Annotated in this window: 17 protein-coding genes; 6 read left to right on the top strand and 11 right to left on the bottom strand. The window is 51.7% G+C overall.

From position 1 onward, the window contains the following. Positions 1 to 106: 106 nt before the first annotated feature. From HMPREF1141_RS15505 to HMPREF1141_RS15490, 4 genes are all read left to right on the top strand, one after another. Positions 107 to 334, top strand: a complete 228-nt coding sequence (locus HMPREF1141_RS15505) for a hypothetical protein (RefSeq protein WP_035317286.1) — start codon at positions 107 to 109, stop codon at positions 332 to 334. 171 nt (positions 335 to 505) lie between these two features. After that, positions 506 to 1,306, top strand: a complete 801-nt coding sequence (locus tag HMPREF1141_RS15500; RefSeq protein ID WP_009066124.1) for a hypothetical protein — start codon at positions 506 to 508, stop codon at positions 1,304 to 1,306. 1 nt (position 1,307) lies between these two features. Next, positions 1,308 to 1,574: a DUF3850 domain-containing protein gene (locus HMPREF1141_RS15495; RefSeq protein ID WP_009066155.1), complete on the top strand. Its 267-nt coding sequence runs from the start codon at positions 1,308 to 1,310 to the stop codon at positions 1,572 to 1,574. After that, positions 1,571 to 2,527 carry a site-specific integrase gene (locus HMPREF1141_RS15490; protein ID WP_051044325.1) on the top strand — a complete coding sequence of 319 codons (957 nt, stop codon included), beginning with the start codon at positions 1,571 to 1,573 and terminating at the stop codon, positions 2,525 to 2,527. Before HMPREF1141_RS15495 ends, HMPREF1141_RS15490 begins: the two co-directional genes overlap by 4 nt. A 411-nt stretch (positions 2,528 to 2,938) precedes the next feature. On the opposite strand, the gene HMPREF1141_RS15485 is transcribed toward HMPREF1141_RS15490, so the two are convergent. The 7 genes from HMPREF1141_RS15485 to ispD all read right to left on the bottom strand — a co-directional run bounded on the left by HMPREF1141_RS15485 (position 2,939) and on the right by ispD (position 9,477). Further along, entirely contained in the window at positions 2,939 to 4,417 is a 1,479-nt protein-coding gene (locus HMPREF1141_RS15485; RefSeq protein ID WP_009066172.1) for a GH25 family lysozyme, read from the bottom strand. A gap of 203 nt (positions 4,418 to 4,620) precedes the next feature. Then, positions 4,621 to 5,886, bottom strand: coding sequence for a CdaR family protein (locus HMPREF1141_RS15480; RefSeq protein ID WP_009066194.1), 1,266 nt, complete (start codon positions 5,884 to 5,886; stop codon positions 4,621 to 4,623). Beyond that, complete coding sequence (gene cdaA, locus HMPREF1141_RS15475; protein ID WP_009066227.1) at positions 5,876 to 6,766, bottom strand: diadenylate cyclase CdaA; 891 nt, start codon at positions 6,764 to 6,766, stop codon at positions 5,876 to 5,878. The genes HMPREF1141_RS15480 and cdaA overlap by 11 nt, the downstream gene beginning before the upstream one ends. Positions 6,767 to 6,863: 97 nt before the next feature. Continuing rightward, positions 6,864 to 8,009 (bottom strand): aminotransferase class V-fold PLP-dependent enzyme, encoded by a 1,146-nt coding sequence (locus HMPREF1141_RS15470; RefSeq protein ID WP_009066192.1) that lies wholly within the window; start codon positions 8,007 to 8,009, stop codon positions 6,864 to 6,866. Continuing rightward, positions 8,006 to 8,242 (bottom strand): putative Se/S carrier-like protein, encoded by a 237-nt coding sequence (locus tag HMPREF1141_RS15465; RefSeq protein ID WP_009066234.1) that lies wholly within the window; start codon positions 8,240 to 8,242, stop codon positions 8,006 to 8,008. Before HMPREF1141_RS15465 ends, HMPREF1141_RS15470 begins: the two co-directional genes overlap by 4 nt. A 60-nt stretch (positions 8,243 to 8,302) precedes the next feature. After that, positions 8,303 to 8,770: a 2-C-methyl-D-erythritol 2,4-cyclodiphosphate synthase gene (gene ispF / locus HMPREF1141_RS15460; RefSeq protein WP_009066210.1), complete on the bottom strand. Its 468-nt coding sequence runs from the start codon at positions 8,768 to 8,770 to the stop codon at positions 8,303 to 8,305. Further along, positions 8,767 to 9,477: a 2-C-methyl-D-erythritol 4-phosphate cytidylyltransferase gene (ispD, locus tag HMPREF1141_RS15455; protein WP_009066208.1), complete on the bottom strand. Its 711-nt coding sequence runs from the start codon at positions 9,475 to 9,477 to the stop codon at positions 8,767 to 8,769. The genes ispF and ispD overlap by 4 nt, the downstream gene beginning before the upstream one ends. A gap of 218 nt (positions 9,478 to 9,695) precedes the next feature. Between ispD and HMPREF1141_RS15450 the strand changes: the two genes are divergently transcribed. Next, positions 9,696 to 10,175 (top strand): acyl-CoA thioesterase, encoded by a 480-nt coding sequence (locus HMPREF1141_RS15450; protein ID WP_035317284.1) that lies wholly within the window; start codon positions 9,696 to 9,698, stop codon positions 10,173 to 10,175. Positions 10,176 to 10,309: 134 nt separating this feature from the next. Then, positions 10,310 to 12,145 carry an N-6 DNA methylase gene (locus tag HMPREF1141_RS15445; RefSeq protein ID WP_081488030.1) on the top strand — a complete coding sequence of 612 codons (1,836 nt, stop codon included), beginning with the start codon at positions 10,310 to 10,312 and terminating at the stop codon, positions 12,143 to 12,145. Between the two features lie 67 nt (positions 12,146 to 12,212). On the opposite strand, the gene HMPREF1141_RS15440 is transcribed toward HMPREF1141_RS15445, so the two are convergent. From HMPREF1141_RS15440 to HMPREF1141_RS15425, 4 genes are all read right to left on the bottom strand, one after another. Next, positions 12,213 to 13,088 (bottom strand): glycine betaine ABC transporter substrate-binding protein, encoded by an 876-nt coding sequence (locus tag HMPREF1141_RS15440; RefSeq protein ID WP_009066130.1) that lies wholly within the window; start codon positions 13,086 to 13,088, stop codon positions 12,213 to 12,215. 276 nt (positions 13,089 to 13,364) lie between these two features. Next, positions 13,365 to 14,240: a glycine betaine ABC transporter substrate-binding protein gene (locus HMPREF1141_RS15435; protein WP_009066120.1), complete on the bottom strand. Its 876-nt coding sequence runs from the start codon at positions 14,238 to 14,240 to the stop codon at positions 13,365 to 13,367. Between the two features lie 108 nt (positions 14,241 to 14,348). After that, the gene (locus HMPREF1141_RS15430; RefSeq protein ID WP_009066253.1) at positions 14,349 to 15,179 is read right to left on the bottom strand and encodes a proline/glycine betaine ABC transporter permease; all 831 of its coding nucleotides are present in this window, start codon (positions 15,177 to 15,179) and stop codon (positions 14,349 to 14,351) included. Then, on the bottom strand, positions 15,172 to 16,365 hold the full coding sequence (locus HMPREF1141_RS15425) for a glycine betaine/L-proline ABC transporter ATP-binding protein (protein ID WP_009066188.1): 1,194 nt from the start codon (positions 16,363 to 16,365) through the stop codon (positions 15,172 to 15,174). Before HMPREF1141_RS15425 ends, HMPREF1141_RS15430 begins: the two co-directional genes overlap by 8 nt. Between the last annotated feature and the right edge of the window lie 211 nt (positions 16,366 to 16,576).

The following is a 16,576-nucleotide window of genomic DNA, read 5'->3' as shown; positions in this document are numbered from 1 at the left end:
CGCAATTTGATGGCTTGGCGGCTCTCTCTCGATGGGGATTAAGTTTGCTTTTCATCATTTCACTTATAATCCTAAGTTCTAAGCTTGTAAAAAGGTAGGTGTGCATATGGATATTCTAAAACTCTTCAAACAACTTTTGTCTTGGGCGCTTGCTTTGCTGCCAGACTCCCCTTTTCAGGCTCTGGATACCTCCCCTATTGCGCCCTATCTGTCTGCAATTAATTGGATTGTTCCCGTTAGCTTTATTATAGCAACTATGGAAACGTGGCTGGTTGCAATTGCGGCCTATTATGTAATTTCGGCTGCGCTCCGCTGGGCGCGCGCGATTAGTTGACCGTTCCCGGTTTTTCGGATGGGGTGCGCCGTTTGCGGCGCGGGGCCCCACCGGAAATCCGGGGCTGGTCTTATGTATTAAGCTGCGCGGCTTTCATTCTCCCGGAAGTTTCCGGGGGCGGTGGCTATTACTTGATAATAGCCTCAAATTTCCCTCATAAGGAGAATAGCAATGATTTACTTGCCTACTGTGGCACTGGCAAGAGAGGTCTTTGCGAATACGAAAGAACGGATTTATCCCAATGGGGAACATAAAATAACGGTTTGCTCGAAACCGATATTTAAAATTGATGAATACATGGAGCGTGTAGACCCTCCTGAACCAGTTTCAAAGCCGAAAGATATGTCAAATGAAGTAAGGAGCGATAATGTGAAACGTGCAAAGGAAAAGATTTTCGACATTGCTATGTGTAATGATTTTGATTATTTTGTTACATGGACTTTAGACCCGGAATTGATTGATCGCTATGACCCGAAAGAGGTTTCACGGAAATTAAAGAAATTTCTTGACAACCGGGTGCAGAGAAATGACGCTCGGTATCTGGTTATCCCGGAACACCACAAGGATGGTGCAATACATATGCACGGCTTGCTTTCCGGAAATTTTGAAATGATTGACTCTGGACATAAAACAGAAGCTGGGCAGACCATTTTCAATATGCCGCAATGGACACTCGGTTATAGCACGGCAATCGCTTTGGATGATCAGAAAGAACGGGTATCGCGGTACATTACAAAGTATGTCACAAAGGAATTCCGAAAGATATTTGGTTCATTTTATTATGCGGGTGGCCATGGGCTTGTTAGAAAACCTAAAACAAAGGTTTATGACTCGGACTATGATGCCGTGGAAACACAGGAGTACAGACCAGAGGGCGTTAATATCTGGTTTAAATATGCATCAGGGAGTGAAGCTGATGAAATCACCGCAAGAAATACGGCTCGAATATTGGAAACGATTGGAGAGGGTTAATATGGCAAAGGTGCATGAACTGAAAATCAGACCGGAATATATGCATGATATATGGGATGGAACAAAAACTTTTGAAGTACGCAAGGATGATCGCGGCTTTTTGACTGGCGATTATTTGATTCTTCGGGAATATGCCCAGCAAGGCACTTTTGGAAATTATACAGGCCGGGAAGTCAAGGTAGCCGTAACGTACATTCTGCGCGATTCCTGTTATGTAAGGCCGGGTTACGTGGTCATGGGCATTCGAAAAGTGGGGGAAAAATCTTGACCTTTGAATCTCTGGCGGCTCTCTGGCTTAAAACTCGCAAAAACAAGGTGAGTTTCTCCCAGTATAAAAACTTGCGCTGCTACATAAACCATCTCGATCGGTATATTGGCGGCATGGACGTTGATCAGATAAAGCCTACGGATATAGATGCCCTGCTGGACGCTCTCACAGACCGGAATCCGAACACAGGCCGTCCAGCGTCTCGGCAAACATTGGTTGATGTACGCAGCACCGCAAACCGTATCTTTGAGTATGGAATAGATTTGGAACTGATCACCCGAAATCCCGCCCGGGGACGTGAGGTATCCCGCTATGCTCCCCGCCGTTACCGCAGAGCATTAACGGCCACGGAACAAGGCTTGATTATCTCGACTCCACACCGGGCGCGTGTGGGCGCTCTGGTGATGATGCTGGCAGGATTGCGGCGGGGTGAGCTTATCCCGCTTACTTGGGATGATATTGACCTCGACGCGCTGAAAATCAGCGTTACCAAGAGTGCGGAGAGCCGTAACAGCAATCGTTTGATTGTCAAGAGCGGTACAAAAACCTCTTGGGGCCGGGTGGTCGATATTACGCTCGATCTGGCGCTTGAACTGCAAAAGGCAAAAACTGTCGCCCGGTCAAAATATGTTTGTCCCCGCGCTGATGGTGAGATGCACACGCTTATGTCATGGCGGCGCATGTGGGACAGCTATATTAAAGCCCTGCGCAAGGCTCCGGGAGCAGATCAAACGAGCATACAGGAGATCACCGCGCATTACTTGCGGCACACCTACGCGACACTTCTGTACCTCTCCGGGGTGGACGTTTTGACAGCAGCAAAACTGCTCGGCCATAGCAATGTCAAGACCACGATTGCCATATACACGCACCTTGATGATCTGATGTTATCTAAGAGCGTTGACAAGCTGGACAGCTATCTGTCCTCTGCCCTTTTTCGCTCCCCGGCATAGGTCTGCACCCTGATACCAAAGCTTGACGTGCGAAGGGTCACAGGTTCAAGTCCTGTATCGTCCACCACAAAAAATGCATCCTGTAAAACAGGATGCATTTTTTCGTTTGTGCGCTTTTTGTCTGGCTGAGAGGCATATTGAACGAGTAAGACCTGCCCGGGCTGAACAGCGGGCCAAAGCAATCTCTGCATACTTTATTTGCGGTATTTCCGGCAGAAAAGCAAGGCTTTTAAGCTATCTCCCAGATAAATCAGCCCCCTGCAGAAAGGGCGCTCCCGCCATGATTCCCTGACAATTACAAATACAAACTGATAAAACAGTTCTGTAAAATGCACGAAAAAAGTCCGGCCATCGATCAGGCCGGACTTTTTTTACAATGAATATTTTTGCAAATAAAATGCAATTTTCAACTCAGGATACAGTAACTGTCGCAACCAGAACCGGGGCACGGCCGCCTACCTGTGCATAGATCGGTGTGGTACCGCTGCCAGCAGCAGTAATGGGATAATACCAGCCGCCTGCGGTGGGCTGCTCTGTTCCGCCTGTTAAAACAGCCGGGTTCCCGATCAGGAATTTCACATTAGTGGAAATCACTGTGGGCATTACACGCAGAGAATAGGTCTGGCCCTTCTGGAGAGTAAAGCTGGAGCCGAGATCCGTAAAATACACAACCTTCGGCAGGGCGTTGCCCGTCACTGTAAAGGAAGTGGAAGCGCCTGTCACAGCGGAGGTGGTGGTAATGGTCGCCTGGCCCTCGCCCTTATGGATGACCTGGAAAATGTATCCGTCTGCCGACTGCTGAGAGAACTTGACTTCCGCAACGTTCGGATCAGAAGAAACCGCCGTGGGCGCCACGGCATCCGCCGTAGTGATACGGTAGAAATAATCCTGGCTCTGATCGGTGAACGCATACGTACTCAGCGCGCTGCTGGTAAAGACGTTCGGGTCTGTGGGCTTTGTCGGCTGCTGAGCCGCTGTTCCGGCGTAATCATAATAGCTGTAGTTCACATCGCAGAGGCCGCTGACTCCGGGAATGCTCTGCGCCGCATACTGCCACATGGTGTACGGGCGGTTGAAGTTCGGCTGGCTGACGCCCCAGTGGGCGATCCAGGTATCGTACTGCGCCACCAGCGGGCTGGTCAGGCGCGCGTTGTAGAAGTTCACATAGCTGTAAACCGCCGTTTTGTAACCGGCCTGCTGAATCCTGCTGCAGAATGCATTCACGATCTGCCCCATCTGATCGACAGAAAGCGAATTATGTACTTTATCTTCTACATCGAATACAACAGGGTACTGCAGAGCGCGGCCCTTGAGGATGCTCAGGCACATTTCCGCTTCCTGCGTCGCCATGGTCACATTCGTCGCATAGCTGTAATGATAAGCGCCTACCGCAATGCCGTTCGCAGTTGCGCCTTTGTAATTGTTCTCAAACTGAGTATCCGTCTGCTGGGCCCAGTTTTCGTTTCCGTACCCGGTACGGATCATGGCAAACTGAACACCGGCAGCCTTTACCTTTTGCCAGTCGATGACTCCGCGATGCTGAGAAACATCAATTCCGGGAATACCGACATTGACCGAGCAGCTGACGGAACAGCTGACAGTAACCCCAGAAGCCGAAGTCGCTGTAACAGTCGCCTGGCCGATCGAAAGCGCAGTCACAACTCCCGTACTGTTCACCTGTACCACAGCGGGATTACTGGAAGCCCAGGTTACCTGCGTCACTTCTGAAGTTCCGCTGTACACCCTAAGCTGCATGGTATCACCCTTTTTCATCTGGGCAAAGGTGGAGCTGATCATAAAATCGGTTGTGTATGTATCTGCATACGCCGGCAAAAACAGCGTCATCAACATCGCGAAAACCAGAAAAAATGACCCCAATCTTTTTTTCAATCCGATTCCTCCCACAAAATGATTTTTGCCGGCAATTCCATCCCTAAAACAACGCGGAAAACACAGCAATTAAGTTTATTATATTTCTCCTACCAGATTATGTCAAGTAACATCCCTCTCTTTTCATCAAAATACAATAATTACCAAAAAAAGGGATGCGATATCGCATCCCTTTCATCTGTAAATATTGGATCATCAATCGATCATCCGTTTTTTTCCGTAACGCTCACATTCGCTTTATACTCCCCATAGGCCCAAACGCTGGTATGGCTTTTTGCGACCAGAGTGACGGGGAATTCCGAATGCCCGGTAAAGCTTTCTTTGCCTGTCATATCGATCTGCGCGTAAACATCGGCGGCGGTGATGGCATCAATCTGCTTGGCCGGGCCAATCAGCGTCATTGCCAGGCTCTTTGTAAACACCTGCGCTGATTTGCTTGCCGCCAGATTCTTGATCTGGAAATCTGTCACATTGATCTTTTTGCTCTTAAAGCCGCTGAAATCCAGCGTAACGGAAGCCGTATAAATGTTGCTGAGGTTCTTGCAGCCCGGCGGAAGCGTGATATCTACCTGCAGGTTCTGATTACTGATGGAAAGCTTTGAAAAATCGATTGCCTCCAGACTCAGCTCATTCACGTTGGCCAGCACATCCTCCGGCCCGGCCACCTCAACGGTTTCGGGGTCGATCTTCTGCACCGCGGAGGAGAGGGCCAGTCCCACAGGCTTGCCGGTGAAGGTCGGACTCAGCTTCATGACCTTTCTGGCCAGCACCGTAATATTCACATCCACAGACTTGATACTCATGTTCAGCTTATCGGTTGAAAGCTTTTCTCCATATGCGTCATACAGCACCAAATCGGTCGTAAAGTTTTTACTCTGTGTCAGGGTTTCCTTCACATCGTATTCCGCCGAAACCTTTTTGATCTTCGCGATCTCCTTCTCCGGGCCGGAAATCACGACTGTATCCGAGGAGAAGGAAGGAGCGCTGACAAAATAATCGGGATCTGCTTTATAGGTGACATCGTCCTGAATCGGGAAGGTGACTTCCTTGTAAACATCCACATTGGTAATGATGGTGCTTGGTTCGATGGACACAATCTCGTAATCGGCCAGCGAGCCGACCTTCTGTGCCGTTAAGGGGAGCGGGTAGCTGCCGGGCTGGGTGATCGACGACGCCAGCGTCGCCACCACCTGAATGTTTTCGGGCTTGATGCGGTTGACGACGATGCTGTTGCCGCGGATGGACACCTTCGCCGTTTTTACGCTCTGCTCAAATACCTTGAGCCCCTGCTCCTGGCTGGTTTCAGAAAGCTTGACGGTGACCGGCACATCGTAAATGATGCGCGGCCGCTCCTGCGTATTGACCGTCGCCATGATAAACCACAGCACAATTGCCGTAAGGACGGAGAAGGCCAGCACAAAGCGATCATTATAAAACAGAACGGAAAGATCCAGCTTTTTATTCTTCATCTTTTTTTGCCCTCCTGATGGAAGGAATCTTGCGCGACCGCTTTTCACTGGATTCCTGCTCCGGGATGATCAAATTTTCCAATTCGCTTCTCAGGGTCTCTCTCGTATAGTTGCGGGTCAAAACGCCGTTGACGGCAATGGAAATCTGCGCGGTTTCTTCCGAAACCACCACAACGACTGCATCGGAGTTTTCGCTGATGCCGATCGCGGCACGGTGGCGCGTTCCCAGATCCAGGCTGACCTTATCGCTCTTTGTCAGCGGCAGGATACAGCCCGCCGCGTACACCATGCCGTCGCGGATAATCATTGCGCCGTCGTGCAAAGGTGCCTTATTAAAGAATACGTTGCCGATCAGCTGAGCCGAAGGGTCCGCGTTGATCACCGTACCGGTGTCTGCGATATCTCCCAGCTTTGTCTGGCGCTCAAACACGATCAGAGCGCCCATTCTCTGTTTTTGCAGAACCACCACGGCTTCTACTACCGCGTTGATCCCACGGGTGAGCTTCTGGCGCAGGTCGGCGTCATCCTTTACGCCGGTGAACAGCCAGCCCTTGGCATTGCTGCCAAGCCCGCTTCGGCCAATCTGCTCCAAAGCGCGGCGCATTTCGGGCTGAAACACCACCAGCAGCGCGAACACGCTGAACTGGAAGAAATAGTTCAGCAGCGCACCAACCATATGCAGGTTCAAATAATAGGATACGCCCCAGACAAGCAGCAGAATCAATAAACCCTTGACCAGCTGCTCAGCCCGCGTTTCCCGAACCAGCTTGATCCCGCTATATATGATGAAGGATATGACCAAGACATCCAGGCCATCTGTCAGCTGAAACGATTTTACCAAGCCGACAATATTACCCCAACCGTTTACGAGAAGCTCCATGTTTTTCCTCTCCGTAGCAGACTCGCAGCAAACCTGCCCGCAACGCTGCCTCTTTTTATTTATTTTACCATATAACCAGCGATATGCAACATTTTATTCAGGAATCCGCTTTGATTTTACGGATTGTCATGAGAAATCGCTCTATTTCATTTCTATGATTGAAAGCAGACGGCGATACCCGAACCGCGCCCTGCTCCAACGTTCCCATACACTGATGCGCGGCCGGCGCACAGTGCAGGCCGGGGCGCACGGCGATCCCGACGGCGTCCAGCTTCCCGGCCACCTGCTCGCTGGACAACCCTTCCATATTAAAAGAAAGGACGGGCGCAAAATACATCTCCTCCGGCCGCTGCGTGTAAAGACGCACGCCGCGAATCTGGGAAAGCCCGTCGTAAAGCTGCTGCACCAGACGCATTTCATGAGAAAAAATGGTTTGCTGCGTCTTTGCGCGTACAAATTCCATTCCGGCCCGAAGACCGGCGATCCCCGGCAGATTCGGCGTTCCGCTTTCCGCCTGCTCCGGCATCTGATCCGGCTGCAGAAAAGAAAAGGAAGAGGTGCCGGTTCCGCCCTCCAGAATCGTTTTGGGAAGCGAAGCGTTTTTGCAGATCAGCATTCCGGTTCCCATCGGGCCGTAAAGCCCTTTGTGCCCGGCCAGGCAAAGGTAATCGATGCCGCTGTCTTCCATATTGATCGGCAGCACTCCACCGCCCTGCGCGCAGTCTACCGCAGTCGGAATCTCATATTCCCGGCCGAGCGCGGCAATGCGCTCCACCGGCAACCGGATTCCCCATACATTGGAAGCGTGCATGCACACGATCAGCTTCGTGTTGGGCTGCAGGGCCTGGCGAAAATGATCCACGGTCGCGTTGTTGTTCCCGGGGACCACCTGCGCCTGCGTAAATGTGATATCCTGATCTGCCAGAGCCTGAAGCGGACGCATGACCGCGTTGTGCTCCAGATTCGACGTTACCACATGATCCCCGGGCTTTAAAACGCCCTTGATGACCATGTTCAGCGCCATGGTACAGTTCAGAGTAAATGCGATACATTCCGGCCCGGGAGCAGAAAACAGCTCCGCCGCCGTCTGCCGGCAGTCATAAACCTCCTGCGCGGCAGCTAAAGACAGCTTATGCCCGCTGCGCCCCGGATTTGCTCCTTTTGTCCTCTGTGCATCCGCCATAGCGGTGATCACGCGCGGCGGTTTTGGATACGTGGTGGCCGCATTGTCTAAATAAATCATACGGCACCCGCTCTCTCGGATCTTCCCAAAACACGGATGCCTGAGTGTATCAAAATATCTTCCGCCTGATCGGTACGATCCGGCACGTAAATTCCATATCCGCACCCGAGCCGGTCCTGCGTGCGCGGTGTTCTCTCCACATACGATTTAATTCCATAACGGAACAAAATGTCCCGGCTTTTCATCGCATAAGTGATGGAACCAAGCAAAATAACAGGCTTGCCCACATACATCACCTCTCTGTTTTTATTAACAGAATATGCGATGGGAAGATGGGTTGATAACCTGTTTTTCTACTTTAGCAGACAAACTGCGTGTGCGGCAATTCCTTGTCCCTCTCCTGTGAAGCCGAGATGCTCTTCTGTAGTGGCTTTTACGCTCACGGCATCTGTCTTGATACCGCATGCCAAAGCCAGGCATTCTCTCATTTGTGCGATATAGGGGCGGAGTTTCGGGGCTTGTGCCACCACCGTGGCATCAATATTTTCAATCTGATATCCTTTCTCCCCCACCAGTTCGCAGACGCGGCGCAGCAGCTTGAGGCTGTCCGCACCCGCCCATTCGGGATCGGTATCGGGGAACCAGGCACCCAGATCGCCCAAAGCGGCAGCCCCAAGCAGAGAATCCGCCACCGCGTGAGACAGCACGTCGGCGTCGGAGTGGCCGAGAAGGCCGCGCTCATACGGAATCCGTACTCCGCCGATGATCAGGGGGCGATCCGGCACCAGACGATGCACGTCATACCCATGCCCAATTCTCATTTTGAACCATCCTCTCTGCCGCGAAGCACTGCCTCGGCAAATAATATGTCCTCGGGGGTCGTCAGCTTTGCGTTTTCCGGCGAGCCCTCGCACAGATGAACCCGGCCGCCGGTCTGTTCGATCAGCTGGCAGTCGTCGGTATATTCCCGCTGCGCCGCCTGCAGGGCCGATTCGTACAGCTCCCGCTGAAATACTTGAGGCGTCTGCACGCTCCAGAGCTGTTCGCGCGGCAGGGTTTCCACAACAAAACCCTGCGCATCTGCCCTTTTCATCGTATCCCGTGCCGGAATCGCCAGGGAAGCCGCGCCGTATCTGTGGGCGTCCAGCACCACACGGTCGATCAGCTCTGGCCGGATCAGCGGCCGGGCGCCGTCGTGAATGGCCAGATAGGCGCAGTCCTCCGGAACGGCGGCCACGCCGCACGCCGCAGAGGCCTGCCGGGTATGCGCCCCCGGCACCACCCGGTACAGCTTGCTCAGTGAATATTCGATACGCAGCCGTTCCATCGCCTGTGTATCGCACGCGCGGCAGACAACGACCACGCAGTCTATGGTTTGAGCCTGTTCAAATGCAAAAAGCGTTCGGACAATCGCCGGAACGCCTGAAAGCGAAATCCATATTTTAGAACCCGAGCATTTCATTCGGCTGGAGCTGCCAGCCGCAACCACAATGGCGCAGCAGCGGTTGTTTTCTCTCAATCGCTTCACCCGTCTTTCCTCACAAAACAAAGGGGCCGTGCGGCTCCTTTTATTTTATTATAGTATGGATTGAGTGGCATGGCAATTACAAAGCTGTTACTTCATCTAGAATTTAGAGTAAATTCATATTTTGAACCAAGTTTGTTTACAAAGATTTTGATTGCAATTTTCGTCAAAATAAGGTAAGATTGAATCGTCAAAACAGACAAAAAAAGGAGTGATGTTTTGTGAAGGAATTAACACCAAAACGAGTAGCCGATTCCCGTGTGGAACAGATTCAGATTGTACTGAGCAGTCATATTAATGGTGCCGGACGACTGTTCGGTGGACAGCTGATGGAATGGATCGACATCGTGGCAGGCGTCGTAGCCCGCAGACACTCAAATCACAATACCACCACTGCCTCCATAGATAATCTGCAATTTAAAGAGCCTGTCTATTTAGGCAATACGATTGTTCTGTTCGGCAAGGTCACTTATGTTGGCAAAACCTCGATGGAGATACGGGTCGATACTTATGTGGAACACCTGGACGGCGACCGCAAGCTGGTAAACACTGCCTATTTTGTGATGGTAGCACTGAACGAAAGCGACCACCCCACTCCGGTTCCCCCGCTGATGCTCGAATCAGACGAGGAAGAGGCCGACTGGAAAGCCGGCGAACGCCGCAACGAGCTGCGCCGTCAGCGCCGGGTAGAGCAGTATTGATTCCGCAGAAAAAATCAATCTGAATACAGCTGATTTCCTTCCCTTGCTTCCGGCAGAGGAAGGAAATTATTTTTATTCAGAATCTTTCCTTTTCGTTTTCCATAAAATCAGGTATACTGGTCTGGGTGAAAAAAATGAACGCAAAAGAACTGCTGCGCCTGATTCCCAAAAAGTATTCCGACCTGCAAACGGAAGCCAGTCTGATCCGGGTGTTTCTGGAGCAAAACGGGCTTTCTCACTCTGCCGCCGGCACGATGCTGAGCGAACTGCAGGAAAAGGTCGTACCGGAAATCTGTCGGCTTCTGCATGCCAAAACTTCTCTGACTCTCCCTTTCCTGAAATCCGTATTGGAGGAAATGGTCGACCTGCAGGAAAGAGGAAAAAACGGCGTTGTTTTCACCCCCGATTACATTGCCGATTACATACTGGAACATACGATTGCGTCCCCCTGCCCCCCAAACGCCCGGGTGATCGACCCGGCGTGCGGCAGCGGCTCATTTCTGCTCCCTGCAGCAGAGTACCTGCACCGCATCAGTGGGAAGCCGATGCGGGAAATCATTTCGGAACACCTGTACGGAATCGACATCAGCGGGGATCAGACCCGGCGCACCAAGGTTCTTTTAACCCTGCTGACTCTGCTGACCGACGGTACCGCAGACGGACTGTCCTTTCACATCGCGACCGCGGATTCCCTGGCCTGCAGCTGGACGGATTTGTTCGGCTGCCCGGATTTTGATTATATTGCAGGCAATCCGCCTTATCTGAACACACACGCCATTTCCAAAAAAGACACCGAACGGCTGAAAAAGGACTTTCCTACGACGCGCCGGGGTACCTTTAACCTGTTTTACGCTTTCATTGAACAGAGCCTCCGCTTTCTTTCGGAACGGGGAGCCCTCGGCTTTATTGTCCCCAACAACTATCTGTCCATTTCGTCTGCGGAGGAGCTGCGGCGGCTGCTCAATGAGCGCCGTGCTGTCTCTATGGTGATCGATTTCGGCGAAAATCTGGTGTTCGAGCCGGTTCGGACTTACAGCTCCCTGCTGTTTTTGAACCGGCGTGAAAACCACACCATCGCTTATTCCATGCTGGAGAAAAGCGACGATCTTCCAGCAGCGCTGCGCTGTACCGTCCCTTGTCACACAGACGCGGAACACCTGAACCCTGCCGGGTGGAAGTTTTTGTCCGAAACCGAGCGGCGGAACATCAAAAGGATCGAAGAGGCCGGTCAGTCCATCGGCAATCAAATCAAAATCGGCGTCGCCACCCTGCGTGACAATGTTTATTTTCTGGACGGCTTTGATCCGCAGGCCGGTCTTTTCTACAAAGAGCGCGGCAATCTGCGCTATTGGATCGAACCGGGCGCGGTGCGGGCGATCGATAAAATATCCGAAATTTCAGATGAAGCGGCCATGCCGGGGGAACGGAAGCACATCCTTTTTCCATATACCGGCGAACCCGACCACAAAATGCCGTACCGGATTCTGGAGGAAGAACAGTTGGCGTTCAAATTCCCACTATGCTATCAATATCTGATCGACTGCCGCCCCGTGCTCGCCGCACGGGACAAGGGAAAGCCGAATCCGGTGGCATGGTACGCATACGGCAGAAGCCAGGGGCTGAACTGCCGCGGCCCAAAGCTGCTATTCCCCATGTTCAGCCGCCGGCCAAAATTTTTACCGGAGCCGGATGGAGAAATCCTGTTCTGCAACGGTTACGCCATCACGCAGGGTGGCCGATACCCCTTGGAGGTGCTGGCGAAAATTCTCAACTCTGATGTGATGGAATACTATATTTCGCGTGTCAGCTATTGCCTGAAGGGCGACTACAAATGCTACCAGAAAAAATATCTGCGCAACTTTTCGATTCCGGAGTTCAGTGAATCTGAAATTCGGTTTCTTCTGTCGGAATCCTCTGATGAAACAATCAACGCTTTTTTATTCCAGAAATACCGGCTGCTGCCGGAATGAATTCGCACCGCAAAAGCCGGCCGCCCGCATCACACGGGCAGCCGGTTCCTTTTTGTTTATGGCAGGATTATTTTGCGGGAATCCAGCCCTTGATCAAATTCTGATGCTCCTTGGCCCATTCTCTTGCGACATCCAGCGGATCGCCGCCTTTCTCTTCAATCGCACCCATCAGGTCGCCGATCTCCTGCTCGTTCATTTTAAAGTTTTTCAGGAAATCCACCACTTCCGGCATATCCTCGGAAAGGCCTTTCCTTGAGACAATGTGTATATTCTCCGAAGTGCCATAAATTTTTTTGGGATCCTCCAGAACCTTCAAATCCCAGCGGGCAAACTTCCAGTGAGGCTTCCACCCGACTACTACGATCGGCTTGTTCGCATCGATCGCCTTTTTCAGCGCCGCCGTCATGGTGGGGCCGCTGCCGGGCAGAAGCTTATAATCCAAGGCGTAGTCGTCAATCAACTTATATGTAGCCTTCATAGTTGCTGAACCGGAATCGATGCCAATAATCTCACCGCCGAACAGCTCTTTATTGGCGTTCAGCTCTTCAATACTGTTGACCGGAACATAGCTTGGCACCGTAAGACCGATCATGGCGTTTTCGTAGCATACACCCAAATCGTCCATTCTATCGCCGTATTCCTTCATATAATCCTCATGCGTTATCGGAAGCCAAACATCCATAAAGGCATCCGTATTTCCGCTGGCCACTGAAGTAAAGACGGGCGCGATATCCGCCATCGTCAGCTCTACCTTATAGCCCATTTCATCCTCCAGAACCGCGGCGGCCAGATTGGTCATCGCGATTCCCTCGGACCAGTTGACATACCCTAATTTTACCGTCTTGTTCTCAGACTCGCCCGGGCTGCTGCCCGACGGACTGCAGCCCGCCATCGCACCCAGAAGCATGACCACGCTCATTCCAATTGCTGCTGCCTTTTTCATAACCTTCCTCCTTCGATTTTTCTCTGAATCATCACGCCCCAATGAAAGAGGCTGTGGATTTCTTTCCCTCCAAGAGCATGAAATCAACTGCCGTTATAACCGGACATACCCTGCTTCGATCATGCGGCGGATCCGCTTTTTCCTCTCCTGGGCAGAGGGTCTGCCCGAAAATATATCTCAAGCTTTCTTGCAAGCCGATATCAAAATCTTCTGCGTATAAAATAGAAACTGCTGCAAGCCTCCGCTGTGCAACAGTTCCTATTTGCTTATCGGCAATTATTTTGCAGGAATCCAGCCCTTGATCAGGTCCTGATGTTCTTTGGCCCATTCTCTCGCGACATCCAGCGGCTCGCCGCCCTTGTCCTCGATTGCGCCCATCAGGTCGCCGAGCTCCTGCTCGCTCATTTTAAAGTTTTTCAGGAAATCCACAACCTCCGGCATATCCTTGGAAAGGTCTTTGCGGGCAACAATGTGAATATTTTCCGCGGCTCCATAAACACCCTTCGGGTCCTCCAGAACCTTCAGGTCCCAGCGGGCGAACATCCAGTGAGGCTTCCACCCCGTCACCACGATCGGTTTCTTCGCATCGATCGCTTTTTTCAGCGCCGCCGTCATGGTGGGGCCGCTGCCGGGCAGAACCTTATAATCCAGACCGTAGTCGGCAATCGCCTTGTCCGTCGCCTTCATGATTCCCGCACCGGAATCGATGCCGATGATCTCGCCGCCAAACTGATCTTTATTGGCGTTCAGCTCTTCGATGCTGTTGATCGACACATAGCTCGGCACTGCAAGGCCGATCAGCGCGTTTTCATAGCTGACGCCCAGATCATCCAGCTTATCGCCGTATTCCTTCATATAATCCTCATGCGTTACCGGGAGCCAAACATCCATAAAGGCATCTGTATTTCCGCTGGCCACGGAAGTAAAGACCGGCGCGACATCCGCCATCGTCAGCTCTACCTTGTAGCCCATTTCATCCTCCAGAACCGCGGCGGCCAGATTGGTCATCGCGATTCCCTCGGACCAGTTGACATAACCAAGTTTTACCGTTTTCTTTTCAGACGCGCCCGAGCTGCTGCCCGACGGACTGCAGCCCGCCATCGCGCCCAGAAGCATGACCACACTCATTCCAATTGCTACTGCTTTTTTCATAACTTCCTCCTTTGATCTTTCGTATTTATTCTCATGTCACTATGAAAAAGCTTTTGATTCTCCGCGGGTTTTCAGGGGAGAAGTCTTCTGCATTTATTGCGCTGCAGATCAGCCTTTCTTTCTTGCTTTGCCCAGGCTCTGGGTGATGCGGTCGATCACCATGGCCAGAATCACAACCGCGAGGCCGCCCTCAAAGCCCTGGCCCATCTTCATCTGTGTGATGCCCTGAAGCACCACGTTGCCCAGCCCGCCGGCTCCGATCATAGCCGAAATAACGACCATGGACAGCGAAAGCAGGATCGTCTGGTTCAATCCGGCCAGAATGGTCGGCATCGCCATGGGGATTTGCACCTTCCACAGCAGCTGGCCGGAGGTGGCGCCGAACGCCTTGGAGGCCTCCACCACATCGACCGGCACCTGGCGAATGCCGAGGCTGGTCAGACGAACCACCGGAGGCATTGCGAAAATAACGGTTGCCACCGCGCCGGGTACCTCGCCCAAATCAAAGAAATACACGGCGGGGATTAAGTACACAAACGCGGGCATGGTCTGCATGAAATCCAGAATCGGGCGAATCGTGCCGTTTGCTTTATCGCTGCGGGACATCCAAATGCCAAGCGGCAGTCCCAGCAGCAGCGCGATCAGAGTTGCGGTAACGACCAGCGCTAAGGTTTCCATCGTCTGCTTCCACAGATTCATCGAAACGATGAGCAAAAGCCCTATCACTGTAAAAATTGCCGTCCCGCGCCCGGCCAGCCGCCAGGCGATCACTGCGAGAATCGCGATTGTAATAAAAAACGGAATCCCATTGAAGATAAAATCAAAGCCGTTGATAATGCCCGAAAGCCCTTCCTTGATTCCAGTAAAAAACGGAGCCAGATTGACTGTGAGCCAATCGATACCTCTCTCCACATAATCTCCGATCGGCAATCTAATCATTCCCATTTCCCTCCCCTACGATTCCGGCCAGAGCCGAAACCTTGAAAATCAGCCCCAGCAGCGTGTTTTCGCTGTCAACTACGGCCACCGGATATTTTGTCTTTAAAAACAGGGGCAGAATCTCTTCCACAAGAACGTCCGGCCCGACGGTGCAGATTTCTTTTTCCAAAATTCCGGAAAGGTCATCTTTCCCCTCCCGGATCAGCTGGGTGACATCGTCGATCGTGACCAGGCCGAGCAGCCGGCCCTGCTTATCGGTAACATAAACGCTCGAAATTGCCGCTTCGCGCATTTGGCGCAGTGCCAAACGGGCACCGCCGGTTACCGTTATTACCGTATCCGTATCTCTCATGATCGACGACGCGGTCAGAACCTTGGAACGATTGACCCCCTGCACAAACTTGCGGACATATTCGTTCGCCGGATTGCTCAGAATTTCTTCCGGAGTACCGATCTGTACGATCACGCCGTCTTTCATGATGGCGATGCGGTCGCCCAGCTTCAGGGCTTCATCGAGATCATGCGTGATAAAAATGATCGTCTTTTTCAGTCTGCGCTGCAGACTGATCAATTCGTTCTGCATTCCCTTACGGATCAGCGGGTCCAGCGCGCTGAACGCCTCATCCATCAGCAGAACATCCGGCGAGGTAGCCAGTGCCCGCGCCAGTCCCACACGCTGCTGCATACCGCCGGAAAGCTGAGAAGGATAGGAGTTTTCGTATCCTTTCAGTCCGACGATCTCGAGCATATCCACCGCCTTTTTCCGGCGGACCGCTTCGTCCTCTTTCTGAATCTCAAGGCCGAAGGCCACGTTTTCCGCTACGGTGCGGTGCGGCAAAAGCGCAAAATTCTGAAAAACCATCGCGATCTTTTTTCTGCGAACCGCCCGCAGCTTCTCTGCATCAAACTCTACGATATTTTCCCCATCGATCATCACCTGACCGGAGGTGGGTTCGATCAATCGGTTCAAACAACGGATCAGCGTTGATTTTCCGCTGCCGGAAAGACCCATGACCACAAAGATTTCGCCCTCTTCCACCGCAAAGGAAGCATCGTTCACACCAACACTGTGCTTGTACTTCTTTAAAACGGACTCTTTTGTTTCACCCTCCTGCAAAAACGGAATCATCTTTTTCGGGGTGGCACCGAATATCTTATACAAGTTTTTGATCTCAACCTTTGTCATTTCCGCTCATCCCCCAATTCGTATTGAATCAAGCCTTTATTATGTTTATCTAAAAACGCCTGTATAGTAACAACTCTTAACGCAATACTAAGTTGTTAGTACAATTATATTCAAATATGAAATTCTTGTCAAATTAAAATTCTGTCATCGGATTTCAGTTTTATTTAATTTATCCAATTTCGGCTAAAAAAATGAGGGGAAAAGAACACGA

The organism is Clostridium sp. MSTE9, assembly GCF_000277625.1.
GTDB classification, from domain to species: Bacteria; Bacillota; Clostridia; order Oscillospirales; family Acutalibacteraceae; genus Faecalispora; species Faecalispora jeddahensis.
This window is presented reverse-complemented; position numbering and strand designations above follow the sequence as displayed.